This window comes from Desulfovibrio oxyclinae DSM 11498, from assembly GCF_000375485.1.
Lineage (GTDB): Bacteria > Desulfobacterota > Desulfovibrionia > Desulfovibrionales > Desulfovibrionaceae > Pseudodesulfovibrio > Pseudodesulfovibrio oxyclinae.
The window spans coordinates 385,353-410,963 of sequence record NZ_AQXE01000001.1; the positions used below are offsets into that span (position 1 = coordinate 385,353).

A 25,611-nucleotide genomic window follows, 5' to 3' on the forward strand; every position below is an offset into this window, starting at 1 on the left:
GAGTTGATGGCACGGCGTCTGTTAACGGCGGTTTTCGCCGTTCTGCTTATATGCATGGCGGGGTGCGGAGGGCCCGACATCGCGGACGAGGACTGGCTGGAGAAAGATTTCTCCGCAGCCCGGGCAGCCGCGGAGGGCAGTACCGTTCGGTTTTACATGTGGGGCGGGTCGGCCCAGATAAATGAATGGGTGGATACCTATCTGGCCGGAGAAGTTCGTGAAAAGTACGGCATTACGCTGGTGCGGGTGCCCATGGACGCTTCGGTCTTCGTCAACAAGTTGCTGACGGAGAAGGCGGCAGGACGGGAAAAGGGCACCATCGACCTGCTCTGGATAAACGGCGAGAATTTCAAGGCATGCAGGGAAGCGGAAGCGCTCTTTGGGCCCTACGCGGAAAAACTGCCCAACTATAATCAGTACGTCGATAAGGAACTGGCCGCGTATGATTTCGGCTTTCCGGTGGATGGATACGAAACCCCCTACGGCAAGGCACAGTTCGTTTTCGAGTTTGATCCCGAGCGCGACAACGGTCGGCCCGGCAGCTTCGCCGAACTGGAGCAGTGGGTCAAAGAGCATCCCGGAAAGTTCACCTATCCCCAGCCGCCGGATTTCACCGGGTCGGCCTTCATCCGTCAGGCCTTCTACGCCGTCACGGGCGGGGTGGACCAATATCTGAAAGGCTGGGACCAGGACCTCTTTGAACGAAACGCTCCCAAGTTGTGGGAGTACCTGAACCGCCTCGAACCCTATCTGTGGCAGGGAGGCCAGAGCTATCCCAAGGATGTCGCCGCGCTGGACACTCTTTTTGCCCGCGGTGAGGTGGACATCAACATGAGTTACCACCCGATGCATGCGCAGAACAAGATCATGGAAGGGCTGTACCCCGAGTCGGTTAGGACGTTCGTCATGAAAGAAGGGGCGATCTTCAACCTTCATTTCAACGCGATTCCCTTCAACGCTTCGAACAAGGCCGGAGCTATGGTGGTGGCGAACTTTCTCATGAGCCCGGAAGCCCAGTTTTCCAAACTTCGTCCGGAAAACTGGGGCGATTTCCCTGGAATCGACGTGAGCCGGTTGAGTCAGGAACAGCGTGAAGCCTTTGAAAAAGTGGATCTTGGCGAGGCCACCCTCGGCGCCGAGGTGTTGAGCAATGCCGCCGTACCGGAAGTGGCGGCCGAATACGTCGAGGCACTGGAAAAGGGCTGGGAGGAGAATGTCCTGCGCTAGCGCCGGGGCTGGGCGAACGCTTTTCAAGCTTTCGCCGTTGCTCCTGCCGCTTATTGTGCTTTTTGCCGGAGGACTGGCGCTGGCCGCAGCCCAGTCCTTCGGTTTTTTTCTGCCTTTTCCGTATGAAGGCGGGACACTGGATGCCTACCGGAAGCTGCTGGAGCCGCATTACCTCGCCTCGGCAGGGCTGTCCTTCTTCGTGGCCCTGACCTCAGCGGTGATTTCGGTTGCTGTCGGCGCGGTGGTCGCCTACCTGATCTGGCGGCTGCCTGACAGGTTTGAGAGGGCTGTAGTGATCTACAAGGTGCCCCTTATCCTGCCGCACATAGCCGTTGCCTTCATCGTGCTCGTTTTCTGGAGCAAGTCTGGCGTCATAAGTTCCATCGGGTATCACCTCGGACTGGTCGAGACTGTTTCCGAGTTCCCCTCAGTGCTGTTCTCCGGCAATGGCTTCGGGATGATACTGGCCTACATCTACAAGGAAATACCTTTCACAATCCTTCTGACGTACGCTGTGCTGAAGCGAATGAATCCGCAGCAGATCCAGACCGCGCGGATGCTCGGCGCCGGAGAAGGGCGTGTCTTCACCCGTATCGTCCTGCCGCACATGGCCCGTACGCTGCACACCGCTTTCATCATACTGTTTCTATACTCCTTCGGCGCGTTCGACATCCCGTTCCTGCTCGGGGAGAGTTCGCCGGGAATGCTGTCTATCGAGGCTTATAATCTGTATTTCAGGCGAGAGCTTGCCGACCGGCCTGCGGCCATGGCGATCCTGACCTGCATGTTCCTGTTCTCTTTAGGATTCATTTGGCTGTACACCAGAGTTGCCGCGTCCATGAAGTCGAGGGAGCGCAAGCTGTGATGAATCGGGTGGTCTTTCTGCTCATCGGGGTTTTTTCGCTGCTCCCGCTGGCCGTGCTGGGCGTCTACACAGTTGCTCCGGGCTGGTCCTGGCCGCAGTTGATACCGGATGAACTGTCGTACAGGGGCGCGATCTACCTCACGGACCACGCTTTGGATATCGGTTCCAAGCTGCTGTCTTCCATGGCCTACTCACTCTGCACCGTGATGCTTTCCCTGGTTCTCTGCATCATGCCCGCGCATCATTTTGCACGCTGCCGGTTCACCGGGAAGCGGTTTCTGGAAGGGCTGCTGCTGGCGCCTGCGCTGGTCCCGTCCATGACATTCTCCATGGGGGTGCACGTCATGTTCATCCACGCGGGACTCGCCGACACGTTTCCGGGCGTGGTGCTGGTGCTGACGCTTTTCAGCTACCCCTATATGCTCAGGGCGTTGGTGGCGGGGTTTCAGGCCGTGGGGCCCGAATACGAGCAGTGCGCGGCCAATCTCGGTGCCTCGCCGCTACGTATATTCCTGAAGGTCGAACTGCCGCTGTTGATCCCTGCGGTTGTCGCCGGAGCCTCCATTGTATTTCTCGTGGCCTTTTCCGAATACTTCCTCGTTTTCCTGATCGGCGGTGGAGCCGTGGATTCGTATACCGGGTACCTATTCCCCTTCCTCAACTCCTCAGACCGCAGCGTGGGATCTGCGCTGACGCTGCTGTTCCTTGTAGTACCCATCTCCCTGTTTTTCGTGGTTGAATACCTGACGACTCGGGTATATCGTGGTCGCGGAATATATTAGCAGGAAGAATCCATGACTGAAGATACCTACAATATTACACCTCTTTCAGACACTGCCGACGTTGTTCAGGCATGGAGAGACCTTGTGCTGTTCACCGATGCATCGGGGATAGTCACCTGGGTGGAAGGTGAGGGATTGGATTACCTTCCGCGCTCGGGGGAGTCGGGCATTCCCTTCTGGGAGGCTTTGGCTCTCAAGGGGCGTAATCTTGAAGAGGTGCTTGATCGCTTTCCCCCGCAGACCATTCACGAGATATCCTGTTGTGACGGCAGGAGTTTCGTGCTTCGTGTCATAGGGCTGGGCATGGAGCGGGGCGGTGGGTTTATCATCATCGCCACGGACAACCGCCCCATGGAAACGCTTTACGAAAGTTACGAAGAGCGTCTTGAGGACAATATTTCGGCCTGGTCCGATTCCATCACGCTCTTTAACGCCCTGTTTGAAACCGCCAAGGATGCGACATTTCTCATAGACGAGCAGGGGGTTATCCTCGCTGCCAACGCCGCTGCCGCGGATCAGCACGGTGCGGGAGAGCGCAGCTTGACCGGTCGCGACTGTCTTGATCTGGTTGGCAACCGGTACCGCTCGGACCTGAAGCAGGCCATGCAGAACGTCAAGGCGCGTCAGGTATGGACCGAGAAACTCGCGGGAGTGGATGGCGATGGAGACAGCTTTCCGGCCGAGGCTATCCTGCGAAAAGTTCAGTTTTCCGATTACAGCCTGTACCAGCTCATTCTGCATGATCTCTCCAAACAGATGGAGTTGCGGGAGGACCTGCGCGACAAGGAAGCCGAAATTGAAAAAATGGGCATTGCACTGCGTCAGGTCATACGCAGTGTGGAAGAAGAGCGGCAGGAACTGCGCGATCAGATCACCAGTCAGGTCAAGAAGCAGGTACTGCCAGCGCTGGAGCGAATCGCCCGGGAAAAGGCCCCGGAAATACGAGAAGGCTATAGATCCGTTATCGAAGAGCAACTCGTGGACATGACAGGCGATAGTTCAGGCGAACTCGACGCCGAACTGCTGCGATTGTCTCCACGCGAGATGGAAGTCTGCCAGCTTGTGCAGATTGGTAAAAGCGGTAAGGAAATCGCTGAGTTGCTTAATATGTCCTTTGAGACCGTCCAGACCCATCGCAAGAACATTCGCCGCAAGCTCGGCCTTCGCGGAAGCCGCACGACCCTCTCCGGATACCTCCGTCACAAGCCCTCCCTGATGTAAAAATCGGGTATACCCGACTCCCCGACGTATCCCCCTAGTACCCCCTTGTGGGTCGCCGCAAATACTGCTCTTTTGTTTACGCATCGGGCGTAGGGTCCGTTCTGCAGAAATAGGCAGTGAAAAAACGCCCGTAATGCAGAATTTGATGTTTGGAAAGATGCTTTGAATGCATCTTTCATATGAACGGACTCTCCATGCTTCTTTCCCCAAGGGGTCATATCGTTCACCGCTGACAAAGACTTGATTTTCAGTCCAGAGGTCATTCAAAGGTGAAAAGGGAAACCCCTTAAATAATCCGGAGTTGTTATGAAGTATCGTCTTCGCTTTCTGGCCGCTATGCTGGCCTCTCTTTTTGTACTCTCTCTTGTTGGCTGTTCCGAAGAAAAGGTTGATTCCCTGAGCCGCGTCGAAAAGGCGGGTGAGGTGAGCTTTGCCATGAGCGGCGGATATCCCCCGTTCAACTTCTACAATACCGAAAATCAGCTTGTCGGATTTGACGTGGACGTGGCCAAGGAAGTCGCCAAGCGCATGGGCGTGGAGCTCAACCCAGTGACCACCGAATGGAGCGGCATCATCGAAGGCCTGCGCTCCGGCGCCTATGACGGCATCCTGGGTAGTATGGCGGTTACCCCCGAACGACAGAAGGTCGTGAATTTTTCCGATCCTTACTATTACTCCGGCGCGCAGCTGGTGGTTAAGGAAGGATCCCCGTTTGAATCTGCCGAAGATATCAAGGGCAAGATCGTCGGTGTCGTGACCGGCACCACCTTCGCGAATGACGCTGAGAAACTCGGTGCAGGCGAAGTGAAGCTGTACAAGGACGACACTCAGACCCTGACCGAATTGGCCAGCGGCGTTGTTGATGCCGTCATCACCGACCGCGTGGTGGGCGTCAATGCCATGAACTCCGGCAAATTCGACATTGAACTGCTGGGCGCTCCGCTTCGCAGCGAAGACATTGCCGTGGCATTCAAGAAGGAAGACGACACGCTGCTGAAGAAGGTCAACGAAGTTCTCGCCGAGATGCATGAGGACGGCACCCTGACGCACTTCAGCCGCAAGTGGCTCAACACCGACATCACCACCAAGTAGTTCCGACCTCTTTACGACGATATGCGCGGGTGCGGCTACGGCCGCACCCGACTCACACTACCTGACACACACGGATAACAACCATGTACTTCGACATCACCGTGCTTCCGAAGTACCTGCCCTACTTCCTGCCCGCCGCATGGATGACCCTCAAGGTCACGACGCTGGGCATCCTGCTGGGGCTGGGACTCGGACTCGGAACATCGTTTCTGCGGATATCCGACAAGCGGATACTGAACCTTCCCGCAAGGGCCTATATTTACCTGATCCGCGGAACGCCGCTCCTGCTGCAGCTGCTTTTCATCTACTTCGGACTTCGCAGCCTTGCGGGACTGAGCGCCATGACCTCGGCGGTGCTGGCACTCGGCGTTCACAACGGCGCCTATATCGCGGAAATCTTCCGCGGTGCGATCGTCTCGGTTTCAGGCGGCCAGATGGAGGCGGCCCGCAGTCTCGGAATGCCGTACTCGAAGGCCATGATCCGCATCGTGCTGCCGCAGGCTTTCAAACGCGCCATTCCGTCACTGGGCAACCAGTTCATCATCGCGCTGAAGGATTCCTCGCTGGCCAGTACCATCACCATCAACGAGCTGTTGCTCAAGTCCCAGCAGCTGGCTTCGTCCAACTTCATGATGATGGAAATGCTGTTCATCGCGGCGCTGTTCTACCTTTTATACACCGCCATCTTCAGCTGGCTCTTCAGCCGTATGGAAGCCAAGCTGGATGTGAGCAACGCATAGGAGAATATGATGCAGGAATCTCCGGTCATAGAAATATCAGGCCTGAACAAGTGGTTCGGTGAAAATCATGTGCTTAAGGGTATCGATCTGGATGTGAACCCGTCCGACGTGGTCGTGGTTATCGGCGCCAGTGGATCCGGCAAGAGTACGCTGCTTCGCTGCGTCAACCACCTCGAGACCTTTCAGGAAGGGCAGATTCAGGTCAGCGGAGAGCTGGTCCGCGACGATGAACGTTTCATCAACGCCTTGCGCGCCAAAGTGGGCATGGTGTTCCAGCACTTCAATCTTTTCCCGCACATGACCGTGCTGGGAAACGTCATAGAAGGCCCGACGCAGGTTCGCGGCATCTCCAGAAAGAAGGCCAAGGAAGTTGGCCGCTACTATCTGGATAAGGTGGGGATGGCGGAAATGGAAGATGTCTATCCCGAAACCCTCTCGGGCGGTCAGAAACAGCGCGTGGCCATCGCCCGCGCACTGGCCATGGAGCCTGAAGTGATGCTCTTCGACGAACCCACCTCGGCGCTCGACCCCGAACTGGTCGGGGAAGTGCTGTCCGTCATGCGACAGCTCGCCGAGGACGGCATGACCATGATGGTCGTCACCCATGAGATGGGATTCGCCCGTGAAGTGGCGGACTCCGTGGCATTCATGGAAGAAGGCGTCATCCTGGAGAAGGATTCCCCGGAAAGGATCTTCGACGCACCTGTTGAGGAACGCACGCGGGAATTCCTGGGCCAAATCTTATAACAGGAGGAAATACTATGAAAATATTCACTAAACATCAGCAGGAACTCGCAGAGAACCTCGGTGAGAACGCTTCCAGGTCCGACTGGACCGATTGGAAGTGGCATATCCGCCATTCCATCAATAACGCGGACGATTTTGAGCGCGTGCTCGGCATCACTTTTAGCGACAAGGAAAAGCGCATCTACGAAAGAACGCTGCGCAAGTTTCCCATGTCCGTGACGCCGTACTATCTCTCGCTCATCGATGCGAACGACTACAAGAACGACCCCGTTTTCCTCCAGTCCTTTCCGTCCCCGGACGAACTGAAGATCGGCCGCTACGACATGTCCGATCCTCTGCACGAGGACGAGGACAGTCCGGCGCCGGGTATCACGCACCGGTATCCGGACCGCGTGCTGCTGCATGTGAGTAATACCTGTTCCATGTACTGCCGCCACTGCACCAGAAAGCGCAAGGTCGGCGACGTGGACTCCATTCCCTGCCGCGACGAATTGGAGCAGGGCATTGAATACATCCGCAACACGCCGCAGGTGCGCGACGTGCTGCTCTCCGGCGGTGACCCGCTCATGCTCTCCGACAAGCGTCTGGACTGGATCCTGACCCAGATCGGCGAAATCGAGCACGTGGACGTGATCCGCATTGGCACCCGTATGCCCGTCGTGTTGCCTTACCGCATCACCAACGAGCTGGTGGAAATGCTCAAAAAGCATCATCCGCTGTGGATCAACACCCACTTCAACCACCCGCGCGAACTGACGGCTTCCTCCCGCCGTGCTCTCAAGCGTCTGGCGGATGCCGGTATCCCGCTCGGTAACCAGACCGTGCTGCTGGCCGGCGTGAACGACTGTCAGCGTCTGATCAAGACCCTGAACCAGAAGCTGGTCAAGAACCGCGTGCGCCCGTACTATATCTATCAGTGTGACATGTCCGAAGGACTGACACACTTCCGTACGCCGGTGGGCAAGGGCATTGAGATCGTGGAAAGCCTGCGCGGCCACACCAGCGGGTTCTCCGTGCCCACCTACGTTGTGGACGCGCCGGGAGGCGGCGGCAAGATCCCCGTCATGCCCAACTACGTGGTATCCTGGGGCGCCAACAAGGTGGTTCTCAGGAACTATGAAGGTGTCATCACCACATACAACGAACCGGAGTCCTACGAGGCGAACTACTGCGACCGCGAGTGCGCCAAGTGCAATCTCCAGCTCAAGGAAGAGGATGCCGAAGAAAAGGCCATCGGTATCGAAAAGCTCCTTTCGGACTGGGACGATACCACCAGCCTGACTCCGGAGAACAACGAACGCATGGAGCGTCGTGACGATGTTGCCTGATTCAATAATGAAGATCGGTTCCTCGCAGGTCCAGCACGGGCCTGCGAGTGACCGGGTCTACCTCATGAAACTCGACGATGCCGATATGCCCGGTATCGTGGACCGGCTGGACGAGCTGGCCAGCGAAATGGGGTACACCAAGATATTCGCCAAGATTCCGGCCGCAGCCCTGCCGTGGTTCCGCACGGGCGGTTTCGTGACTGAAGCCTATGTGCCGCGCATGTACCGCGGTGAATCCGCAGGCTGTTTCATGAGCCGCTATCTGGCCAAGGACCGCGCCGTGCCGGGCAATGAAAAGCTCATCTGCGACGTACTCGACGTGGCCGAGGACAAGGCCTGCTCGCCGCTGGCTCCGGCTGTGGACTGCTCGGAGGTGCGCAGAATGGGACCGGAGGATGCGGAAAAGATGGCCGAGGTCTATGCCGCGGTCTTTGAATCCTATCCGTTCCCCATCACCGATCCCGGCTTCATTCGGGAGTCCATGGAAGATGACGTGGCGTTTTATGGCGTCATGTCGGAGCGGGGCATCGAGGCGCTTGCTTCGGCGGAAAAGGATCCGTCATGGCTTTGCGCGGAAATGACCGACTTTGCGACCCTGCCGGGCAACCGGGGCAAGGGGCTCGCAGGAAAACTGCTGGCGCGAATGGAAAGTGATCTTGCCGAAGAGGGATACTGTACCGCCTATACTATCGCACGCGCCTGGAGCTTCGGGATGAACGCCGTTTTCGCCCGAGCCGGATATCGACACGCAGGGGTTTTGCCCAACAACACGCAGATCGGCGGTACGCTGGAGAGCATGAATGTCTGGCACAAGCAGATCTCCGCTCGGTAAAGGGCCAACCTTTCGGTTTGACTACACCTACTCGGTATGGTGGAACCTGCTGCTCATCTCAGTGGGTTCCGCCATTGTTTCGTGGGGCGTCAAGAGCCTTGCCAACCCGCATGAATTCATCCCCGGCGGCATGTTCGGTCTGTCCTCGCTCATGTACTACTGGACGGGCTGGCTCAACCCGGGCCTGCTGTTCTTCATCCTGAGCGTCCCCATCTTTCTTTTGGCGTGGGTGAAGGTCAGCAAGCGTTTTTTTCTTTATAGTGCCTACGCGACGTTTGCCGCCACGGCGTTCTACGAGATCATCAATATCCCCATTCCGGTGCAGAATCATGTCTATGCGTGCGTTTCGGCGGGGGTGATGATCGGTTTCGGGGCGGGGATAGTGCTGCGTTCGCTCGGCTCCAACGGCGGGCTGGACGTGGTGGCAGTCTACCTTTACCAGCGCTACAACATCGGCATCGGGAAGGTCTACCTGACCTTCAACTCCATTCTGTTTGCCACCAGTCTGGCGCGCGTTTCGCTGGATACCATCGTGGCCTCCATCATCATGGTCTTCATTACGGCCATGACCGTGGATCAGACCCTGTCCATGTTCAACCAGAGAAAGGTCGTGTTCATCATTTCGGACATGGCCAACGAGATCAGCGACTGCATCCTGACCGAACTGAGGCAGAGCGCTACGTTCCTCTATGGCTTCGGTGCCTATACCCGCAAAGAGAAGAACGTGCTCATGACCGTGGTCAACAACGTGCAGCTCAAGAAACTTGAGGAAATCACTTTTTCCAACGACCAGAACGCGCTGTTCATCGTGGAAAACACCTTCTCCGTACTCGGGTCCAGTTTCTCGCGACGCAAGATTTACTGATCCGCCCGGTCGAGGGTGTGCAAAAGAGCCATTGCGGTCCGGCTGCCGATGAACCGCTCCTGAGTCGGTACCGGACCAAAATGATAAGGGCGATCCCCATGGGGATCGCCCTTTCTTTTCTTCTTATGGCTTCGACGCGTTAGCGGTAGTACAGGTTGCGTCCACCGATGGTCAGGAAGGCCTGATGCAGGTTCTTCCGTGCGTCGCGGCGGTCCCAGATGCCCTGAATGTGGCCGCGGGAGAGCGCCCTGAAGCAGTTATGATAGTCCGGCGGGATGTCGAGGCCGGTGGTCTCCTTGATGACGCCGGGACCCGCAAAGCCGAGGCGCGAGGAACGCACGGCGTATTGGTAGGGCGAGCAGCCGAGGAAGCTGGCCACCGGTCCGGCGTATGAGTTGGTGTCGTAAAGGACGATGTACAGGCCACCTGCCTCGATGTAGTTGCGGACCGCCATGGTCACGCGCGGCATCTGGATGAGGCCGTTGACCCCTTCCTGAATGCGGATGCCTGCCGTGCCATGCACGTAGGCGAGGAAGGGCTGGTGCTTTTTCTGCGCCAGTTCCAGTGCACGGATGAGTTTTTCACCCTCGGCCGCGCCCACGGAACCGCCACGGAAGGGGGCGGTCAGCATGCCGCAGGTCAGGCGCATGCCTTCCAGCTTGGCGTGGAAGGTCACGCAGGAGCTCTGCTGGCCGGTCTTTTCCTTTGCGGCGTCAATGCGTTCGTCGAAGTTGGGGAATCCGGTGGGGTTGCCTGCCGAGATGTTCTCGTTGAATTCCACAATGGAGTTTTCATCAAAAACGTTGGCAAGGAACCACTGGTATTCCATGGGGAAGTGGTATCCGCAGTGCGGGCAGACGCCGCCGTAGTCGTTGAACAGGTCTCGGGCCCAGATGTCGAGGCAGCCGCGTTTGGCAGCGTGCGGACAGGTGACCTCTCGGTCGCTCTTGGCCTGCGGGCTGATGTATTCCCGGGTGGTCTCGATTATGGCGGCGGGCTTTCCGGGAGCGGAGAGGCCGGTAAGCTCTTTCTCAACTTGACTGTCTCCGCTCTTGCCCATTCCGGCCAGCCCCTTCACACGGTTTCCGATGGAGGTGAGCTTGCCGGTGACCACGTGCACTTCGTCGGTGACTTCGTCCACGAGACGCGCGACCCTGTCCTGCAACGGCTTGACGATGCCGTAGCGCATGACGGAGTAGGTGTTGGATATAAAGCCCGAGCGCGCGGCGCTGAGTTTCTCCAGCATGGTGCGCTGGTCCTTGAATGCGTGCTGCGCCATGCGGCGGTACTTCTTGTGGCGGCGTTGAACCAGACGGTGCCGGGCGCGTTCGCTGAGATCCCAGCGGACGATGATGTCCGGGTCCTTGCGATACAGGCGCATGGCCAATCCGCGAAGCAGGCGGATGCCGCGGACGCTCAGGGCCACTTCGTCAGTGGCGCGAATCACGCGCTGGCGAAGGGACTTGTAGAAGTCGAAGCTTTCCGCACGGGCGCCCAGCGGCGGTTCCTGGATGATCTCGTCAATGTATCCGTTGCGCAGGTTGTCCTGCGCGGTGATCTGCTGGGCGGAGGCGCATTTTTCGATGAGTTCGCGGCTTGCGCGCTGGGGCGGGCGAATGCGTCCTTCGATGGCGGCGGCGCCTTCGGGCGAGATGACCGAGTAGTAACCGTGGGAGAACATCAGGCGCTTGTCGGCCATGCCGATGGCTTCCGCACCGCCGGAGCCGCCTTCGGAGAAGATGGCGACCACCGGGACGGTGAGACCGCACATTTCATAGATGTTCTCGGCGATCTGCTGGGCCGCTCCGGGGAAGTCTTCCACGGGATAGGAGCCGGGCGTGTTCACGTAGGCGTGCACGGGGATGTTTTCCCGCGCGGCGACTTCCATGTACTTGAGCGCCTTGTAGTTGCCCCACGGTTTGATGGAGCCGCCGTTGCGGAACTCCTCGCCGTGGCCTTTTTCCTGCCCCACGACCATTACGGGCTGGTTGATCACCTTCTTGCCCTTGCGTCTGGTGACGTAGGCTCGGGCGATGACCATGCCGGGGTCGATGGAGTGCTCGTCCTGCCCGCCGATCTCGTTGTAGTTGTCGTAGACGTTCTCAAGAATATCCTTGAGGCTCACGCGTTGTGGATGGCGCACTATGCGCACCTTGTCCATGGCGGTGAGCTTGCCGTCGTTGAGCTCCTCGAAAGCGCCAAGACGCCGTTCGAACCCTTCCAGCGTTTCCACGGCCTTTTCCTCGGACAGTCCGGGATTCAGCTCGTTGAAGCGGGTGATTTTGTCCAGTAGGGCGTCGAGCTCCGGCAGGTTCCTGCCTTCGAGTATTTCTCTTGCGTAACTGGCGCGCTGCTGCAGCGCCTCGCGTTTCTTCTCTGCGTTCATCGGATCAGAATTCCAGAAGGTTTTCCGTCTTCCTGAGCAGGAAGGGGATGTTTGTCTTCATGGGCTGGCCGGATGCGTCGACACCTTCAAGGGTCAGATTCTTCAGGAACTCAACGCCGCGTTTCTTGGCGTGCTCAAGGTCCTCGCCCCAGATGATGGCCAGCGCGAGGTTCGGGTCGTATTCCGTGGGAATCTGGTAGTGCCGGTCGCGGGGAACGTGGGTGTGCATTTCCACCCAGTCGGCCTCCTTCCAGTCGAATTTTTCAATGCGGCCCACCCATGGGGCGAAGCCGTTTTCGGTGTCCTCGGCGATGATTCGGTACTCGATGCCGACGCCGTCAAAGCCGACGTTGTCCTGAGAGTATCCGAGCGCTTCGCCGAGCCCGACGCGGACCTGTTCGCGGATGAGGTTCACGTCGGCGTTGCCGTTTACGTCGGCAATACAGGCGGATACGCCGTTCTCGACCTGAATCCGTGTGTTGACTTCCATCAGGAAGGGTTCACCTGCCGGGGTGACGATCCACTCCCATGTTCCGACGTTGTCGTAGCGGACTTCCTTGGCGATGCTGAGGGAGTGGCGCACGATGTCGTCGAGAACCTTGTCCGCGTCGAAGGCATAACCGATGTCCGCGGAACGGAAGCCGGGCGCCACCTCGATGCGCTTCTGCAATCCCGGGCTCTGCACGGAGCAGTTGCGGGTGCCGAAGTGGACCGGGTCTTTCCCGTCGCGGTCCGCGATGACCTGAACTTCAAGGTGGTTGAAGTCGAAGATTCGCTGCTCGATGAGTACGCCTTCGTCATTGAAGGTTCTCAGCGAGTAGTTGCGAATGCGGCGATAGGTCTGGCGGAAGCGGGCCATGTCTTCGACTTCGTCGATGCCCATTCCGCCGCCGCCCGCGGAGGCCTTGACCAGAACAACCGGACGCTTGACGCCCATCTTTTCCTGAAAATCGAACAGGCTCTGGGCGATGGTCTCGGCTTCCAGCTCGTCGTAGATGGGGCGGTCGGAACCGGGAACCGTCGGGACGCCGAGCTTTCTGGCGATGCGTTTGGTGTTGATCTTGTCGCCCAGATCGCGAATGACATGCCAGCTTGGGCCGATGAAGATCATGGGCCTGTCGCGTTCGGTCACTCGGCGGGCGAAGCGGTAGTTTTCCGAGAAAAAGCCGTAGCCCGGATGGATTGCCGTGGCACCGGCCTTGTCGGCGACGGAGAGAATGTCGCCGGCATCGTTGTAGTTCTGAATGCGATAGGCCGCATCGTCGCCGCCCAGCTTGCGGGCCATTTCCACGTGGCCGGAATCCTTGTCCTCGGCAGTGTAGACAGCCACGCAGGGTATTCCCAGGTCGTTGCAGGCCTGCATGATCCTGACGGCGATTTCGCCTCTGTTGGCTATGAGTACTTTATGCTTGTCTTCCATAATCTCAAGGGGATTGGGTTCATGATGCCCGTTCGGGGATTGACGAGCTTGATTTGATAGCTCTTATCAAAGCTTCTGGCAAACTTTTTTGTGGTTTGAAACAGTCATTTCATTCAACTTTTTCCAAACGGTAAATACTGGGTCTGCTGAAATCGTTGACGAAAGGGAGCTATGTTGCAGTTGTGAATCGCAGGGGTGGGGAATGTCTTTAAAACGTGAAAAAGTCAAGCGGACTGGATGCCGCAAAAGGTGAACAAGTGTTGGAAAACAGGTGCTCAGGACAGAGAATTGAATGGAAAGAGCTTTTTGCCGGTGACGAATGAAAAGGCCGCTCCGGAGGGAGCGGCCTTGAATCATGCGGCTGACGTTTGAATTAGTTGAACATTCCTTCAAGGCCTTCCTTGGCGTCCTTCATGAGGTTGCCGCCCTGCTCGGATCCGCTCTTGAGGGCGTCGCTACCCTTCTTGAAGGCTTCGGCGCCGCGCTTGAGCGCTTCCTGCGCCTTCTTGCCGATTTCCTGTGCCGCTCCGCTCACGGAACCGCTCACGTTCTGGCTGAGTTCCCTGAGGATGCGCTGTACCGCTTCCGCGGGGGTGGTGCGCTTCTCCTTGCCGATGTCGCGCATTTCAATGTCCGGCACCGGGATGGAGACGCCCTTGTCACCGAATATCTTGGTCAGATTGCCTCCCACGGTGACGGTGGCGTTCTTGACCAGCAGATGGTTGATCTGGATGGCCTTGGAGGGTTTCTTTTCGCCTTCTTCCGTCTTGGCAGGCTCCTGTTTGTCTTCGCTGGCCACAGCCTTCTTCACGTTGGCGATGATGGCCTTGAAGTTGTCGGTCTTGCCCTGCTTTTCATAGGTAATGTGCGGCGAAAGAATCACAACGTCTTCAATGATGATCTTGTCCTTGGTCAGGGACTCCTTTTTCACCTTGATCTTGATGGTATCCACCGAGAATGCTTCGTCGGTTTTGAAGCCCTTGGGATTACCAAGGAGGAAATCGTTCAGCTCGCCGGAGCCCGAAAGGAAGGAGATGTCGGCCGACCCGAGGCGAACTTCGGTTCCGGTGAATTTCGGCCCGAACTCCTCGGTGGCGGTCTTGATCAGCGTGCCGAGGTTGAGGATCGCGAGGACCACGAGAACGATGATGGCGAGCACCGCTCCCGCTGCGCCGTAAGTGATGAATTTTTTCATGGGGACTCCTTTTGCTGCGAATTGGTTGCGATATCATAGCCCGTGCCAATGATCTTGGCAATATGGGTTTGAAAAAAAGAGGGTTACTTTTCGTCGGGCAGGCGAATGAGCGGCGGATCGCGAAAATGAACCAGTGACTGCGGCGCGTCCGATGGTAGACCAGTGTCGAGATTTGGTCCGATGCGATCCGTAAGCGCGCTGTCCTGTTCCAATGCGTTCCACAACTTCTGCGTGTCCTTGCGGGCCTTATCCAACAGGTCGGAAAAGCGGTGAATGCGAGCCTGTCCGCTTACCGGATGCACATACCCAACGGCACCGGACACGGTTTCGCGTTGTTGCAGCCACTGGGGTGAGCGGAGCAGGGTGGTTACTTCGCGCACGGTGTCCGGCAGTAGTTTCCAAAACGTGTATGTCAGTCGAGGAAGCAGAGGGGCTACTGTCATTCGCTGGATCAGCGCATAGGTCTTCAGGCAGTCGTCGAACCAGCCGCGAAGCATTTCTCCACTGACACCGCACCACCCGGCAAGGGTGTCCGAGGCCCATGTATGATGGAATCCCGAGTTAAACGATGCGGAGAGTCTGCCGACCATATCCGAGCTACGGGGCGTGCGGGCGAAGTTCATGTCCAGAAGTGTTTCAAGCGCGCGGTGCCGTTGACGTGCCTTGGAGCGGCGTTTCGGGTCCCGGCTGTCGTAGTTGCCGGTGACGCTCCAGATGAAAGGATGCGTGGCCGCATCCAGACAGATATGAGAGGCCATACCCGCCATAAGCGCAAGGCCTTCCGGGGTACCGACCCGCTGCACATGGGCGGCCTGCACCCTGAGAAGCTCATAGGAGTCCGCACCGTCCTTGCCATGCAGCATTCCGGCCAGACGGGTGGCTTTCTCATGCGAGTCCTCGTCAGGACTTTTGCGCATATAATACAATATATCATGAAAGACGCTGCCGAGCATGAGGGCTTCGGGGTGCGAGCGCGCGGCCTCGGCAATGGGGCCTGATCCGGATTCGGCAGCATCAACAGCCAGTTGGAAATGAAGCATTTCTTTGGGCATTCAAACTCCTCTTTACGTAGGCACTGTAGCTGTTTACAAAAAATGTCGCAAAGAGAACAAGGAGGATCATCATGGTCGATTTCATCAAGAAAAAATACGAAGTGGAAGCGCCGGACGAGAAAAAGGTATACGGCAAGGGCGAGCGTCGAGAAGATTACGATGCGGCCTGGAAGAGTTCATCCCGCCATTTCCTCGTGGGACTCCCCGGTTCAGGACGACGTGAACTGGCCGGATTGATGGGGGAAAAGCTGGAACTGCCCGTGGCCCATGCGGCGGACGCCGCAGCCGCGAAACAGGTGTGCGAAGGTGGTTCAGCAGTGGTGGTCGTGGATGCCGCCGTGTTTGACGATCCTGAAACGGCGGCAATCATAAACCGCAGCGGCAAGGTCTTTTATCTCATGACGGACGCGAATACCTTGGCGCGGCGGCTGGTGGCACGCGGTGAGGCGGCTGACGAAGAGACCGTCTGGCAGGACCTTTGTTCGAAGCTCGAAAAATACGAACCTCTGTTCATGGGCAGCCTGCATTTCATCCTGCAGGGCGTGGCCGACCCCGCCGATCTTCTGGACGATGCGCTGGAAAAGGTGGCGTGGTAGCCTAGTTCTGGTGACGCTCGATTTCGATATCCAGCGAGCGCAGGGTGATGCGCATGTCTTCAAGCAACCAGAACAGGGACATGATGATCGCAATCAGGCCGCCGATGAAGCATATCTCCACAAGGGTGGTCAGGCCAAGGCCGAAGATCTGTTCCGCGAAAAGAAGCAGTGTTACGGCGCAGATGAGGCTGATGGCGAGCAGGGCCAGTGCGATGGCGCGGCGTAGAATCGTGCAGCGACGTCGCAGGACCGTGATCTGGCTTTTGAGGAAGTCGCGGTCTTCACCTTCGGCTCTGTCCATTTCGGCCAGCAGCTTTCGGATGAGGTCCGTGGGGCGGCCGATGCGGTTTGTCATGGAGAGTACCAGCAGGCCGATGCCGGAGATGAGCACGAAGGGTGCTATGGAAGCCTGAAGAATCGGAATGAGTGTCGTAATGTCCATGGCCGAGGTAGTTATGCCCGGCCCGCTTGTTCGTCAAGAAATAAAGAGCCTCTGAACCATGTCTGTTTTTCAGGCCCGGCTGTGGGGGGGTGACGGGCAGGGGCTTTTCGGTGTATTGGACGCGGATACAAATACCAAGTGAGGTCGTAAATGCCCCAGAAACCGTTGCGTGTGGAGTTACTGTCGCACACGCCTGACCCATTATCATTAATATATGCCTCTTTCCGCCAATGTTACCACGCCGGGTTCGTGGCCGACATGTGGCCCAAGCTGCTTGCCGGTGAAATTGAGCGTGAGAAGCAGGCGCAGTTTGTGAGTTCCGTGCTGGAATCCGGCCATGACAGCCCGGTGGAGCACGTCAGCTTCACCTTTGCGGTGGAAGGGATCTCCCGTGCCTGTTCACATCAGATAGTGCGGCATCGCATTGCTTCGTATTCTCAGCAGAGCCAGCGATACGTGACGGATACCATGGATTACGTGATTCCGCCCGCCATCGAGAAGATTCCAGAAGCCAAGGCCCGGTTCGAGAAGTTCATGGAGGACGTCTCTGAAGCGTATGGCGATCTTCGCGATATTCTGGTCGAACATGGGCGCGAGTCCAAGGCTAACGAGGATGCGCGTTTCGTATTGCCTCAGGCTGCCGAAACAAAGATCGTGATCACCATGAATTGCCGTTCCCTGCTGCACTTCTTCAACCTTCGCTGCTGCACTCGGGCGCAGTGGGAGGTCCGCAAGGTGGCCGACGCCATGCTGCGTGAATGCCGGAAGGCGCTCCCCGCCATCTTCGACGCGGCTGGCGCCCGGTGTGAACAGCTTGGCTATTGCCCTGAGTCCGAGCGCTTTGCCTGCGGCCGGTATCCAACTCGGGCAGAGTTGCTGAACAAGGCTTAGTGAGTTTCCTTTGAATGCGCGCATTGCGGCTTTCCCATACGGGAGAGCCGCTTTTTTATGGCGGTTCAAATCAGGGCAGGTTGTTGAAATTTGCAGTAAGAAACAGGTTTGAACATGGAATGTAGACAGTTTAAGGGTTTAGAGTTTCTGTGCCGTAGATAGGAATCCAATCGTGAAAAAAGATTAAGTGTTTTATTACGAGTAGTTATGGATTTAAAAATATTTTAGAAAATTGGCTGTCAAGGGGGTTGTGTCCATAAAAAGTTTTCGTGCTATGAGAAAAAGAATCTGAGAGTGAGAAATTCGAAGAAAATCAATTTTACCCCTGTGGAAAAAATCTCCCAACACTGTGAGAGGCGGTTAGGGTTTTTTCCCGTTCAATTGCGAAAACCCTTGCGCTCAGGGCGTTTCACGGGGTTGTCACAAAAGCCTTGAGCCACAAGGGTTGAGTACTTTTATTTATTTATTTCAATGGTTTGATTTTATGGCCCCAGCTGTAGATAATCTTTTTCCGTTCCAGTGCTGGGCGATGCTCACTGTGATTGCCCGAACATGGTGTCTAGCCTATTAACCATCTCCATGATGAAGACTGCGTGCAATCAAATCCTTCACAATCTCGAAAAGAACCTCGCTCCGAGCGTATATGAGCTATGGGTGAAGCCTCTGTCCTGCGAAGTGGAGGGCAAGAAGCTGAGCCTGACCGCTCCCAACGCCTTCGTGGCCAACTGGGTGCGTGACAAGCTGATGAAGGATGTCCGGATTGCTGCCGTCGATGTGCTCGGCGATGAAGCCGACGTGGAGGTTCTGGTCCGCAAGAAAGCGGATAAGCCCAAAGCCGAGACCAAGCCCAAGCAGCTCGGTCTTCCCATTGTGCACGTGCCGGAGACGAAAAAGACTCAGGCGCACAATTGGCGTTTTTCCTTCGACGAATTCGTAACCGGACCATCCAACCAGCTTGCCTGTGCCGCCAGCCAGACCCTGTGCGACACCTCGTTCGACGCTGAGAATCTTTTCCTGCATTCCGGTCCCGGCCTTGGCAAGACCCACCTGCTTCAGTCCATAGGCAGGCGTCTTTGCGAGGTCTCCAACAAGAAATCCGTGAACATCGCCTGCCTGTCGGGTGAAGAGTTCGCCAACCGACTCGTTCTCGCTCTGCGCGCCAAGCGCATGGACGAGTTCAAGGCCCGTTTCCGCGAAAAGGCCGACGTGCTGTTGCTTGAGGACGTGCATTTCTTCCAGAATAAGGAGAAGATGCAGAACGAGCTGCTCGGCACCGTCAAGGCGCTTCGCGAGCGTGGTTGCAAAGTGGTGCTTACCAGCTCCTTCCGTCCCCGGGAGATGAGCAATATCGACGATCAGCTGCTTTCCCGGTTCACTTCAGGATTCGTGGCCTCCATCGACAAGCCCGACTTCGAGACCCGCCGCCGCATCGTTGAGCACAAGGCCCGCAAGATGAGCGTGCAGGTGCCGGACGATGTCTCCGAGTTGCTTGCCGAGCGCATCGTGTCCGACATCCGCCAGCTTGAGAGTGCGCTGAACAACCTCGTGTTCAAGGCTCGCCTGCTCAACACCGGCGTGAGCACCGACATGGCCTGGGAAGTTCTCGAAAACTACGCTATTGAGAATCCGTCCCCGGACTATGATTCCATCATCAATTTCGTGTGCCGCTACTACGGTTTGTCCGACCTGCAGCTCAAATCCCGCAGCAGGAAGCGCCAGATCGTGACCGCGCGCAACACCGCGTTCTACCTTGCCCGAAAACACACCGAAATGTCTCTCAAGGACATCGGCGAACGTCTTGGGCGCAGGCACTCCACGGTGCTTAAAGGTATCACCAACGTTGAACGCGAAATATCCGTCCAGACCCCTCTGGGCCGCCAGATCGAAAAGGCGGTCACCACCCTGACCAACTAGGCTGAAAGGCCCCTCTCTACTCGTAACGGTGAAGGCGCTTGCGTGCCTGATCCGGGTCCATGCCGCGTTTTGTCGCGATGATTTCGAGGTTCTCCTCGGCATCGGATTCACGGATGTAGAGGGGGGCTATGTCTTTGGTGGAGAAGAGTGCTTTTGCTGACGCTTCAAGCATGGAATGCCCTGTAGGGGTGTCGTGGACAGGGGGTAGAATCGAGATGCCTTCCTGTGAAAGCTGCTCGAAAACCTCCGGGTTTTTCCTGACACCGCTTCCGCATACATGCGCCGGACCGGAAGATGCGATGAGAGCCGCCGCCTCCGTAGCCCTGCAGGCTGCAACAGGCGCGATGGGCTGTCCGTTGTCGAAGCTTTGCAGATACACCTGACCCCGGCGGGCATAGGTCGTTACGTAAAGCGTCCCCGTCAGGATGGGGGAGAGGGGGGCCGCGATCAGTGGAAGCAGTTTCAGACCAGCAACAGGCAGGGCATTGCCTGCGGCGAATCCGGCTGCCGCGGCGATGGTGAGCCGCAGGCCTGTGAAGCTTCCCGGTCCCCGCACGCAGGCTACTCCCGTGATGTTGTCCGGAGTCAGTTCCAGCCCTTTGAGCATGGAATCGATGGACGGGGCGATGAAGCCCACGGAGCGTCCGGGCACCGTCCACTCCTGAGAAGCCAGAAGGGTGGTACCGCTTTCTTCGACCTTTCCAATGGCCAGCTGAAGGCGTTCCTCGCACCCGTTGAGGACGAGGATGTGGCCCTTGAGATTATGAGAGCAGTCTGCGGATGTCATTGAATATCGCGAAAGCCATGAGGGTCAGCAGGAGAAGCAGCCCCACCCGGGTCGCTGCGGCGCGCCAGCGCTCATCAACGGGCTTGCCTTTGATGATCTCCAGAATGAAATACACGATGTGTCCGCCGTCCAGGACGGGAATGGGCAGCAGGTTGATGATGCCGAGGTTGATGCTGATGAAGGCCGTCAGGTAGAGCAGATATTCCAGCCCGGCCTTGGTGCCTTCGTGCACTGCCTGAACGAGGAAGATGGGACCGCCAATGGTCTCCGCGGGCAGAATCCGCTCCACAAGCTTCACGAAGCTGGTGACCACGAGGTTCATCTGGTCCCATGTGATCTCGGCGGCCTGTATGGCACCGGTTCCTTCCACCGGGAGGTACATCTGCTCACCGGCCGCGGCAACGCCCACAAGCGGTACGCTGACCTCTTCGCCGAACATGGTCTTGATGGTCCGGACCTTCGGGGTCATGGTGAACTGAAGCTGTTCGCCTTCGCGTTCGACCGTGAGCGTAACGGGTTTCACACCGGTTTCGCGGATATGACCGGGCAACTCGTCCCACGTGCGGATTTCATTGCCGTTGATGGAAAGTACGCGGTCACCTGCCTCCAGACCGGCGACCTTGGCGGGCGTGTCGTCCATGACCTGTCCGATGACAGGGGCCATCGCAGGTTCGCCTTTTGCGAGAAGCAGGGCCCAGAAAATCAGGAATGCCAGTACGAAGTTGAAAAACGGCCCGGCTCCGACCACGAGGATCCGTTGCCACGCGGGGCGTTCTCCAAAAAGGGTTTCCTCGGGAAACTCCTCTTCATCCTCTTCTTCCTCGGATTCACCCGCAAGCTGCACGTAGCCGCCAAGCGGCAGGGCGGAGAGTTTGTATTCGGTCAGCCCTTTACGAAAGCCGAACAGCTTGGGGCCGAAGCCAAGCGAAAAGGTCTTCACGCCCATGCCGAAAAGGCGGGCGGTGAGAAAGTGGCCGAGTTCGTGAAAGAAGATCAGGCCGCCTAGAATGACGATGACTGCTATGAAACTGGTTGCCATAATAGTAATGATAGCCGTTTCGTAAGCCGGGGGCTAGTCCCGGGCGAGGAGTTTCTTGCGGATTTCCTCGTCGAGCCCGAGTGCCGCCTCGGGGGTGGACACGTCCACGGGCTCGTGCGCTTCGAGCGAACGCTCGATGAGCGAAGGAATGTCCAGATAGCTGATTCGTTCGTTCAGGAAAAGGGAAACCGCCACTTCATTGGCGGCGTTGAGAACGATGGGATGGCTTTCTCCTGCCGCGAATGCGTCAAAGGCCAGTTTCAGGCAGGGGAAGGCGTCGAAATCCGGTTTTTCGAAGTCGAGGCTGCCCACGTCGGCGAGGTTCAGGCTCGGAAGCTCAAGGGGAACCCGGTCGGGGAAGCACAGGCAGTGAGCAATCGGAACGCGCATGTCCGGCAGGCCCATGTGAGCCAGTTGCGAGCCGTCAACGTATTCCACCAGCGAATGAACAATGCTTTGCGGGTGGACCACCACGTCCACCTGTTCCGCTGGTAGGCCATAGAGGTGACAGGCTTCTATGACCTCAAGCCCTTTGTTCATAAGCGTCGAACTGTCGATGGTGATCTTGGCGCCCATGTCCCAGTTGGGGTGGTCGAGAGCCTGTGCCAGCGTAACCTTCTCCAATTCAGCCCGGCTTTTGCCGCGAAAAGGGCCGCCGGAGGCCGTGAGGATCAACCGGCTTATCTCGCGGCTGTCGCCGTGGCCCAGCAGACCTTGAAAAAGTGCGTTGTGTTCGGAGTCCACCGGCAGAATCAGGGCACCGGATTCGCGGCACGCCTGTCGAATGATATGCCCGCCGAGAACAAGAGATTCCTTGTTGGCCAGCGCGATCATCTTCCCGGCGCGGGCGGCTTCGAGGGTCGGACGAAACCCTGCCGCTCCGACGATGGTGGAGAGCACGAGATCGACTTCGGAGAGTGCCGCCAGTTCTCGGTATGCTTCCGGCCCGCTGAGAATCTGCGGTTCGTACCCGGAAGGCAGCATTTTCTTCAGTTCATCCGCAGTGGGAGCGTCGATAACGGCGAGAAAGGGCGGACGAAATTCCGCGGCTTGTTCGGCAAGTTTGGCAGCATTGGTCGCGCCGGCGAGCACTTTGACGTCGAAACGATCGGGATGCTTGCGCACTACGTCCAGCGCGCTCACACCGATGGAGCCGGTGGAACCGAGAATGCAGAGTTTGCGGGGTGTTGCCGGAAGCTGGGCGTCTGAGGGCCACTGGGAAATATAGGTGTGCACGTGGATAGTCCTGAGGCCTTAGTTGAAGAAGGGGAGCAGCATTCTGGCCAGACCGTAGACCGGCAGGACGAACAGCAGGCTGTCGATGCGGTCGAGCAGGCCGCCGTGTCCGGGGAGGATCGCCCCCGAATCCTTGACGCCGAGCGTGCGCTTGAGCGCGGACTCGAAGAAGTCACCAAGCTGGGCGGCGACATTCAGTGCCGCGCCAAGCAGCACCCATGCCCAAATGGGCGCATTCCCGAAAGACAGGCCGTAGGAGGTTGTCACGAGGATGCACGCACCGAGACCGCCGAGGCTTCCTGCCCAGGATTTTTTGGGGCTGACGGTGGGCCATATCTTGCGCTTGCCGAACATGGATCCCGTGTAGAATGCCGCCGTATCGGAGATGGCGGCCGCAAGGATGACCAGTGCACATTCAAACCTGTTGAATTGCAGGAAGAAATGCAGGTTCAGCGGGATGTAGGCCATGCCGAGCAGAAAAATGAGCGGTTCGCGCGGTTTGACCTCTTCGGGATGACGGCCATAGCTGAACAGAAAAGTCATGGCGGCGGCCCAGAAGGCACCGATGAGAGCCATTGCGGTCCACTGGCTGTTTGGGGCCACGTGAAAGCTCAGGAGCAGCAGCAGAGTGAAGGCGCATGCAAGAAGCTTGTAGGCCCCGGCGTCGCGCATGGGCCGGAACATGTCCAGATATTCCATGAAAGCCAGAGCGCCGAATATCGTCAGCGCCAGAAAGAGAACCCAGCCTCCGAGCAGAATGCCGAGAGCGGGAATGAGTGCCAGCGCCAGTCCTGTGGCGATCCGTTTTTTATGCGTGCTTTCCATGTATTTCGTGCGTGATTGTAGGTCTTCCGCCTAGTGTTACCCGATTGGGAGGCTGCGGGCAACCAAAGTGGATCAGGATTGGCTCTCGATCTGTTCGCCGGTTTTCCCGAAGCGTCGTTGGCGTCCGGAGTAGTGCTCCAAAGCCTTGTCCAGCTCTTCGGGGGTGAAGTCGGGCCAGAATACGTCGGTAAAGTAGAATTCGCTGTAGGCAGCCTGCCAGAGCAGGTAATTGGAAAGGCGAAGCTCACCGCTGGTGCGGATGATCAGATCCGGATCGGGCTGGCCTGCGGTGTAGAGCCGGGCGGCCATGGCTTCTTCGGTGATGTCGTCGGGGCTCAATCCGTCGCGGACCATACTTTTGCAGGCGCTCAGAATTTCGTCCCGGCTCGAATAGTTCAGCGCGAGGTTCACCGTCAGACTGGTGCAGTCGGCGCTTTTCTTCATGGCGTGTTCCAGTGCCTTTCTGGAAGCCATGGGCAGTCCCTTGATGTCTCCGAGCACCTTGAGTCTGATGTCCTGCTCGACAAGCTGGCCGAGCTCCCTGTTAAGAAAGTTGACCAACAAGTCGAAGATGGTGCTGATTTCTTCTTTGGGACGGGACCAGTTCTCGCGGGAAAAGGTGTACAGGGTGAGGTGGCGGACGCCAATCTCGCGGCAGTGCCGTACTATGGCGCGGGCCGCCTCGGTACCGGCCTTGTGGCCTTTGCTCCGGGACAGCCCGCGCTTTTTCGCCCATCTTCCGTTGCCGTCCATGATGACGGCGATATGAGCGGGAATGATGAAGTCGGAGGACATGCGGTCCCTATATCTCCATGATTTCCTTTTCCTTGGCTTCGAGCAGTGCGTCGCACTTCTTCACGAAGTCATCGGTCAGGGACTGGACGTCGTCCTGCCCTTTGCGCAGGTCGTCCTCGGAGATTTCCTTGTCCTTTTCAAGCTTCTTGAGCTGGTCGTTCAGGTCGCGGCGGACGTTGCGGATGGCGACCTTGGAGTCTTCGGTGTACTTTTTGGCAACCTTGACCAGTTCCTTGCGGCGTTCTTCGGTGAGCGGCGGAATGGAGATGCGGATGATCTTGCCGTCGTTCACGGGATTCAGGCCCAGGTCGGATTTCTGGATGGCCTTTTCCACGTCAGAGAAAGCGCCTTTGTCCCAGGGCTGGATAGTAAGGGTCCGGGCATCGGGAACGGAGACCGAAGCGAGCTGGTTGAGCGGGGTCGGAGCGCCGTAGTATTCCACGGTCAGCTCGTCCACCAGAGAGGTGCTCGCGCGTCCGGTGCGCAGCTTGGCAAAGTCATTCTCCAGGTTGGAGATGGTTGCACCCATGCGTTTCTTGCCGTCTTCCAGAACCGTTTTCATCCTAGTCTCCTCCTTGAACGGTGGTACCGATGTTTTCGCCTTCTGCCACACGCTTCATGTTGCCTTTCTTGAAAAGGTCGAAGACAACGATGGGCAGTTCATTGTCGCGTGCCATGGAAATGGCGGTGGAGTCCATGACTCCGAGCCTTTTTTCCAGTGCCTCAAGGTAGGTGACGTTCTCGTACTTGACGGCATCGTCGAATTTTGCGGGGTCTTTGTCGTAAACCCCGTCCACCTTGGTGGCTTTCAAAATGGCATCGCACTTGAGTTCCAGCGCACGCAGCGCGGCGGCGGAGTCCGTTGTGAAATACGGGTTGCCGGTGCCTGCGGCGCAGATGACGACACGGCCCTTTTCCAGATGGCGAACGGCCCGCCTGCGAATATACGGCTCGGCCACTTCCTTCATGGTGAAGGCGGTCATCACGCGGGTGTCGCATTCATTTTTCTCAAGCGAGTCCTGAACGGCAAGTCCGTTCATGACGGTGGCCAGCATCCCCATGTAATCGGCCTGAGCGCGATCCATGCCTTTGGCGCTGCCCGCGACACCCCTGAAAATGTTACCTCCGCCGATGACCAGAACGACCTGGACCCCGGCGCTTACTACAGAAGCGATTTCCTTGCTGAATCTGTCGATAGCCTCCGGATCGATTCCGAACTGCTGATCGCCCGCGAGGGCTTCGCCACTGAGCTTGATGAGTACCCGCGAAAACCGCACTTTGTCCATATTCTCCTCATTCTGTCAATAGGTTGTGACCATGGGGACGTACCCCGC

The 25,611-nt window shown here is 57.7% G+C and carries 25 protein-coding genes; 13 read left to right on the forward strand and 12 right to left on the reverse strand.

Translation table 11 applies throughout. The annotated features are described in order from the left end of the window. The first annotated feature begins 6 nt into the window (after positions 1 to 6). The 10 genes from B149_RS0102025 (at position 7) to B149_RS0102070 (ending at position 9,699) form a co-directional block, all read left to right on the forward strand. On the forward strand, positions 7 to 1,227 hold the full coding sequence (locus B149_RS0102025) for an ABC transporter substrate-binding protein (RefSeq protein WP_018123489.1): 1,221 nt from the start codon (positions 7 to 9) through the stop codon (positions 1,225 to 1,227). Next, positions 1,214 to 2,092, forward strand: a complete 879-nt coding sequence (locus B149_RS0102030) for an ABC transporter permease (protein WP_018123490.1) — start codon at positions 1,214 to 1,216, stop codon at positions 2,090 to 2,092. The genes B149_RS0102025 and B149_RS0102030 overlap by 14 nt, the downstream gene beginning before the upstream one ends. After that, positions 2,092 to 2,874, forward strand: coding sequence for an ABC transporter permease (locus tag B149_RS0102035; protein ID WP_018123491.1), 783 nt, complete (start codon positions 2,092 to 2,094; stop codon positions 2,872 to 2,874). The genes B149_RS0102030 and B149_RS0102035 overlap by 1 nt, the downstream gene beginning before the upstream one ends. Positions 2,875 to 2,886: 12 nt before the next feature. After that, on the forward strand, positions 2,887 to 4,095 hold the full coding sequence (locus tag B149_RS0102040; protein ID WP_018123492.1) for a PAS domain S-box protein: 1,209 nt from the start codon (positions 2,887 to 2,889) through the stop codon (positions 4,093 to 4,095). Positions 4,096 to 4,401: 306 nt separating this feature from the next. Continuing rightward, positions 4,402 to 5,187, forward strand: a complete 786-nt coding sequence (locus tag B149_RS0102045) for an ABC transporter substrate-binding protein (protein WP_018123493.1) — start codon at positions 4,402 to 4,404, stop codon at positions 5,185 to 5,187. Between the two features lie 83 nt (positions 5,188 to 5,270). Next, the gene (locus B149_RS0102050; protein ID WP_018123494.1) at positions 5,271 to 5,927 is read left to right on the forward strand and encodes an amino acid ABC transporter permease; all 657 of its coding nucleotides are present in this window, start codon (positions 5,271 to 5,273) and stop codon (positions 5,925 to 5,927) included. A gap of 9 nt (positions 5,928 to 5,936) precedes the next feature. Next, positions 5,937 to 6,674 (forward strand): amino acid ABC transporter ATP-binding protein, encoded by a 738-nt coding sequence (locus tag B149_RS0102055; RefSeq protein ID WP_018123495.1) that lies wholly within the window; start codon positions 5,937 to 5,939, stop codon positions 6,672 to 6,674. A gap of 14 nt (positions 6,675 to 6,688) precedes the next feature. After that, the gene (gene kamA / locus B149_RS0102060) at positions 6,689 to 8,002 is read left to right on the forward strand and encodes a lysine 2,3-aminomutase (protein ID WP_018123496.1); all 1,314 of its coding nucleotides are present in this window, start codon (positions 6,689 to 6,691) and stop codon (positions 8,000 to 8,002) included. Between the two features lie 7 nt (positions 8,003 to 8,009). Next, positions 8,010 to 8,834, forward strand: coding sequence for a putative beta-lysine N-acetyltransferase (gene ablB / locus B149_RS0102065; protein WP_018123497.1), 825 nt, complete (start codon positions 8,010 to 8,012; stop codon positions 8,832 to 8,834). Further along, the gene (locus tag B149_RS0102070; RefSeq protein ID WP_018123498.1) at positions 8,803 to 9,699 is read left to right on the forward strand and encodes a YitT family protein; all 897 of its coding nucleotides are present in this window, start codon (positions 8,803 to 8,805) and stop codon (positions 9,697 to 9,699) included. The genes ablB and B149_RS0102070 overlap by 32 nt, the downstream gene beginning before the upstream one ends. Positions 9,700 to 9,838: 139 nt before the next feature. Here B149_RS0102070 and B149_RS0102075 read toward each other — a convergent pair whose 3' ends face one another. The 4 genes from B149_RS0102075 to B149_RS0102090 all read right to left on the reverse strand — a co-directional run bounded on the left by B149_RS0102075 (position 9,839) and on the right by B149_RS0102090 (position 15,752). Then, positions 9,839 to 12,085 carry a carboxyl transferase domain-containing protein gene (locus B149_RS0102075; protein WP_018123499.1) on the reverse strand — a complete coding sequence of 749 codons (2,247 nt, stop codon included), beginning with the start codon at positions 12,083 to 12,085 and terminating at the stop codon, positions 9,839 to 9,841. 4 nt (positions 12,086 to 12,089) lie between these two features. Next, the gene (locus B149_RS0102080; RefSeq protein ID WP_018123500.1) at positions 12,090 to 13,505 is read right to left on the reverse strand and encodes a biotin carboxylase N-terminal domain-containing protein; all 1,416 of its coding nucleotides are present in this window, start codon (positions 13,503 to 13,505) and stop codon (positions 12,090 to 12,092) included. A gap of 373 nt (positions 13,506 to 13,878) precedes the next feature. Beyond that, positions 13,879 to 14,700 carry an AsmA family protein gene (locus tag B149_RS0102085; protein WP_018123501.1) on the reverse strand — a complete coding sequence of 274 codons (822 nt, stop codon included), beginning with the start codon at positions 14,698 to 14,700 and terminating at the stop codon, positions 13,879 to 13,881. Between the two features lie 83 nt (positions 14,701 to 14,783). Next, positions 14,784 to 15,752 (reverse strand): zinc dependent phospholipase C family protein, encoded by a 969-nt coding sequence (locus B149_RS0102090; protein WP_018123502.1) that lies wholly within the window; start codon positions 15,750 to 15,752, stop codon positions 14,784 to 14,786. Between the two features lie 71 nt (positions 15,753 to 15,823). On the opposite strand from B149_RS0102090, the gene B149_RS0102095 reads away from it, so the two are divergent. Further along, entirely contained in the window at positions 15,824 to 16,348 is a 525-nt protein-coding gene (locus B149_RS0102095) for a hypothetical protein (protein ID WP_018123503.1), read from the forward strand. 1 nt (position 16,349) lies between these two features. Here B149_RS0102095 and B149_RS0102100 read toward each other — a convergent pair whose 3' ends face one another. Next, entirely contained in the window at positions 16,350 to 16,790 is a 441-nt protein-coding gene (locus B149_RS0102100; protein WP_018123504.1) for a DUF2721 domain-containing protein, read from the reverse strand. A 150-nt stretch (positions 16,791 to 16,940) separates the two neighbouring features. Between B149_RS0102100 and thyX the strand changes: the two genes are divergently transcribed. Together thyX and dnaA are read left to right on the forward strand one after the other, a co-directional pair. Next, positions 16,941 to 17,681 (forward strand): FAD-dependent thymidylate synthase, encoded by a 741-nt coding sequence (gene thyX, locus B149_RS0102105; protein WP_026167395.1) that lies wholly within the window; start codon positions 16,941 to 16,943, stop codon positions 17,679 to 17,681. A 579-nt stretch (positions 17,682 to 18,260) separates the two neighbouring features. Further along, positions 18,261 to 19,595, forward strand: coding sequence for a chromosomal replication initiator protein DnaA (gene dnaA / locus B149_RS0102110; RefSeq protein WP_018123506.1), 1,335 nt, complete (start codon positions 18,261 to 18,263; stop codon positions 19,593 to 19,595). A 16-nt stretch (positions 19,596 to 19,611) separates the two neighbouring features. On the opposite strand, the gene tsaB is transcribed toward dnaA, so the two are convergent. The 7 genes from tsaB to pyrH form a co-directional block, all read right to left on the reverse strand. Continuing rightward, positions 19,612 to 20,382 (reverse strand): tRNA (adenosine(37)-N6)-threonylcarbamoyltransferase complex dimerization subunit type 1 TsaB, encoded by a 771-nt coding sequence (gene tsaB, locus B149_RS0102115; RefSeq protein WP_018123507.1) that lies wholly within the window; start codon positions 20,380 to 20,382, stop codon positions 19,612 to 19,614. Next, entirely contained in the window at positions 20,357 to 21,421 is a 1,065-nt protein-coding gene (gene rseP, locus B149_RS0102120) for an RIP metalloprotease RseP (RefSeq protein WP_018123508.1), read from the reverse strand. Before rseP ends, tsaB begins: the two co-directional genes overlap by 26 nt. A 33-nt stretch (positions 21,422 to 21,454) precedes the next feature. Then, the gene (locus B149_RS0102125; RefSeq protein ID WP_018123509.1) at positions 21,455 to 22,657 is read right to left on the reverse strand and encodes a 1-deoxy-D-xylulose-5-phosphate reductoisomerase; all 1,203 of its coding nucleotides are present in this window, start codon (positions 22,655 to 22,657) and stop codon (positions 21,455 to 21,457) included. An 18-nt stretch (positions 22,658 to 22,675) separates the two neighbouring features. Continuing rightward, positions 22,676 to 23,482 carry a phosphatidate cytidylyltransferase gene (locus B149_RS0102130; protein WP_018123510.1) on the reverse strand — a complete coding sequence of 269 codons (807 nt, stop codon included), beginning with the start codon at positions 23,480 to 23,482 and terminating at the stop codon, positions 22,676 to 22,678. Positions 23,483 to 23,554: 72 nt separating this feature from the next. After that, the gene (locus tag B149_RS0102135; protein ID WP_018123511.1) at positions 23,555 to 24,277 is read right to left on the reverse strand and encodes an undecaprenyl pyrophosphate synthase; all 723 of its coding nucleotides are present in this window, start codon (positions 24,275 to 24,277) and stop codon (positions 23,555 to 23,557) included. A 7-nt stretch (positions 24,278 to 24,284) separates the two neighbouring features. Further along, the gene (frr, locus tag B149_RS0102140) at positions 24,285 to 24,839 is read right to left on the reverse strand and encodes a ribosome recycling factor (RefSeq protein WP_018123512.1); all 555 of its coding nucleotides are present in this window, start codon (positions 24,837 to 24,839) and stop codon (positions 24,285 to 24,287) included. A gap of 1 nt (position 24,840) precedes the next feature. After that, positions 24,841 to 25,563: a UMP kinase gene (gene pyrH / locus B149_RS0102145; protein WP_018123513.1), complete on the reverse strand. Its 723-nt coding sequence runs from the start codon at positions 25,561 to 25,563 to the stop codon at positions 24,841 to 24,843. Positions 25,564 to 25,611: the final 48 nt, after the last annotated feature.

Excerpts from the sequence above, each read along its gene's own strand:
- B149_RS0102025 (WP_018123489.1), top strand. The coding sequence starts at position 7 with ATGGCACGGCGTCTGTTAACGGCGGTTTTCGCCGTTCTGCTTATATGC.
- B149_RS0102030 (WP_018123490.1), top strand. The coding sequence starts at position 1,214 with ATGTCCTGCGCTAGCGCCGGGGCTGGGCGAACGCTTTTCAAGCTTTCG.
- B149_RS0102035 (WP_018123491.1), top strand. The coding sequence starts at position 2,092 with ATGAATCGGGTGGTCTTTCTGCTCATCGGGGTTTTTTCGCTGCTCCCG.
- B149_RS0102040 (WP_018123492.1), top strand. The coding sequence starts at position 2,887 with ATGACTGAAGATACCTACAATATTACACCTCTTTCAGACACTGCCGAC.
- B149_RS0102045 (WP_018123493.1), top strand. The coding sequence starts at position 4,402 with ATGAAGTATCGTCTTCGCTTTCTGGCCGCTATGCTGGCCTCTCTTTTT.
- B149_RS0102050 (WP_018123494.1), top strand. The coding sequence starts at position 5,271 with ATGTACTTCGACATCACCGTGCTTCCGAAGTACCTGCCCTACTTCCTG.
- B149_RS0102055 (WP_018123495.1), top strand. The coding sequence starts at position 5,937 with ATGCAGGAATCTCCGGTCATAGAAATATCAGGCCTGAACAAGTGGTTC.
- kamA (WP_018123496.1), top strand. The coding sequence starts at position 6,689 with ATGAAAATATTCACTAAACATCAGCAGGAACTCGCAGAGAACCTCGGT.
- ablB (WP_018123497.1), top strand. The coding sequence starts at position 8,010 with ATGAAGATCGGTTCCTCGCAGGTCCAGCACGGGCCTGCGAGTGACCGG.
- B149_RS0102070 (WP_018123498.1), top strand. The coding sequence starts at position 8,803 with ATGTCTGGCACAAGCAGATCTCCGCTCGGTAAAGGGCCAACCTTTCGG.
- B149_RS0102075 (WP_018123499.1), bottom strand. The coding sequence starts at position 12,085 with ATGAACGCAGAGAAGAAACGCGAGGCGCTGCAGCAGCGCGCCAGTTAC.
- B149_RS0102080 (WP_018123500.1), bottom strand. The coding sequence starts at position 13,505 with ATGGAAGACAAGCATAAAGTACTCATAGCCAACAGAGGCGAAATCGCC.
- B149_RS0102085 (WP_018123501.1), bottom strand. The coding sequence starts at position 14,700 with ATGAAAAAATTCATCACTTACGGCGCAGCGGGAGCGGTGCTCGCCATC.
- B149_RS0102090 (WP_018123502.1), bottom strand. The coding sequence starts at position 15,752 with ATGCCCAAAGAAATGCTTCATTTCCAACTGGCTGTTGATGCTGCCGAA.
- B149_RS0102095 (WP_018123503.1), top strand. The coding sequence starts at position 15,824 with ATGGTCGATTTCATCAAGAAAAAATACGAAGTGGAAGCGCCGGACGAG.
- B149_RS0102100 (WP_018123504.1), bottom strand. The coding sequence starts at position 16,790 with ATGGACATTACGACACTCATTCCGATTCTTCAGGCTTCCATAGCACCC.
- thyX (WP_026167395.1), top strand. The coding sequence starts at position 16,941 with ATGCCCCAGAAACCGTTGCGTGTGGAGTTACTGTCGCACACGCCTGAC.
- dnaA (WP_018123506.1), top strand. The coding sequence starts at position 18,261 with ATGATGAAGACTGCGTGCAATCAAATCCTTCACAATCTCGAAAAGAAC.
- tsaB (WP_018123507.1), bottom strand. The coding sequence starts at position 20,382 with ATGACATCCGCAGACTGCTCTCATAATCTCAAGGGCCACATCCTCGTC.
- rseP (WP_018123508.1), bottom strand. The coding sequence starts at position 21,421 with ATGGCAACCAGTTTCATAGCAGTCATCGTCATTCTAGGCGGCCTGATC.
- B149_RS0102130 (WP_018123510.1), bottom strand. The coding sequence starts at position 23,482 with ATGGAAAGCACGCATAAAAAACGGATCGCCACAGGACTGGCGCTGGCA.
- B149_RS0102135 (WP_018123511.1), bottom strand. The coding sequence starts at position 24,277 with ATGTCCTCCGACTTCATCATTCCCGCTCATATCGCCGTCATCATGGAC.
- frr (WP_018123512.1), bottom strand. The coding sequence starts at position 24,839 with ATGAAAACGGTTCTGGAAGACGGCAAGAAACGCATGGGTGCAACCATC.
- pyrH (WP_018123513.1), bottom strand. The coding sequence starts at position 25,563 with ATGGACAAAGTGCGGTTTTCGCGGGTACTCATCAAGCTCAGTGGCGAA.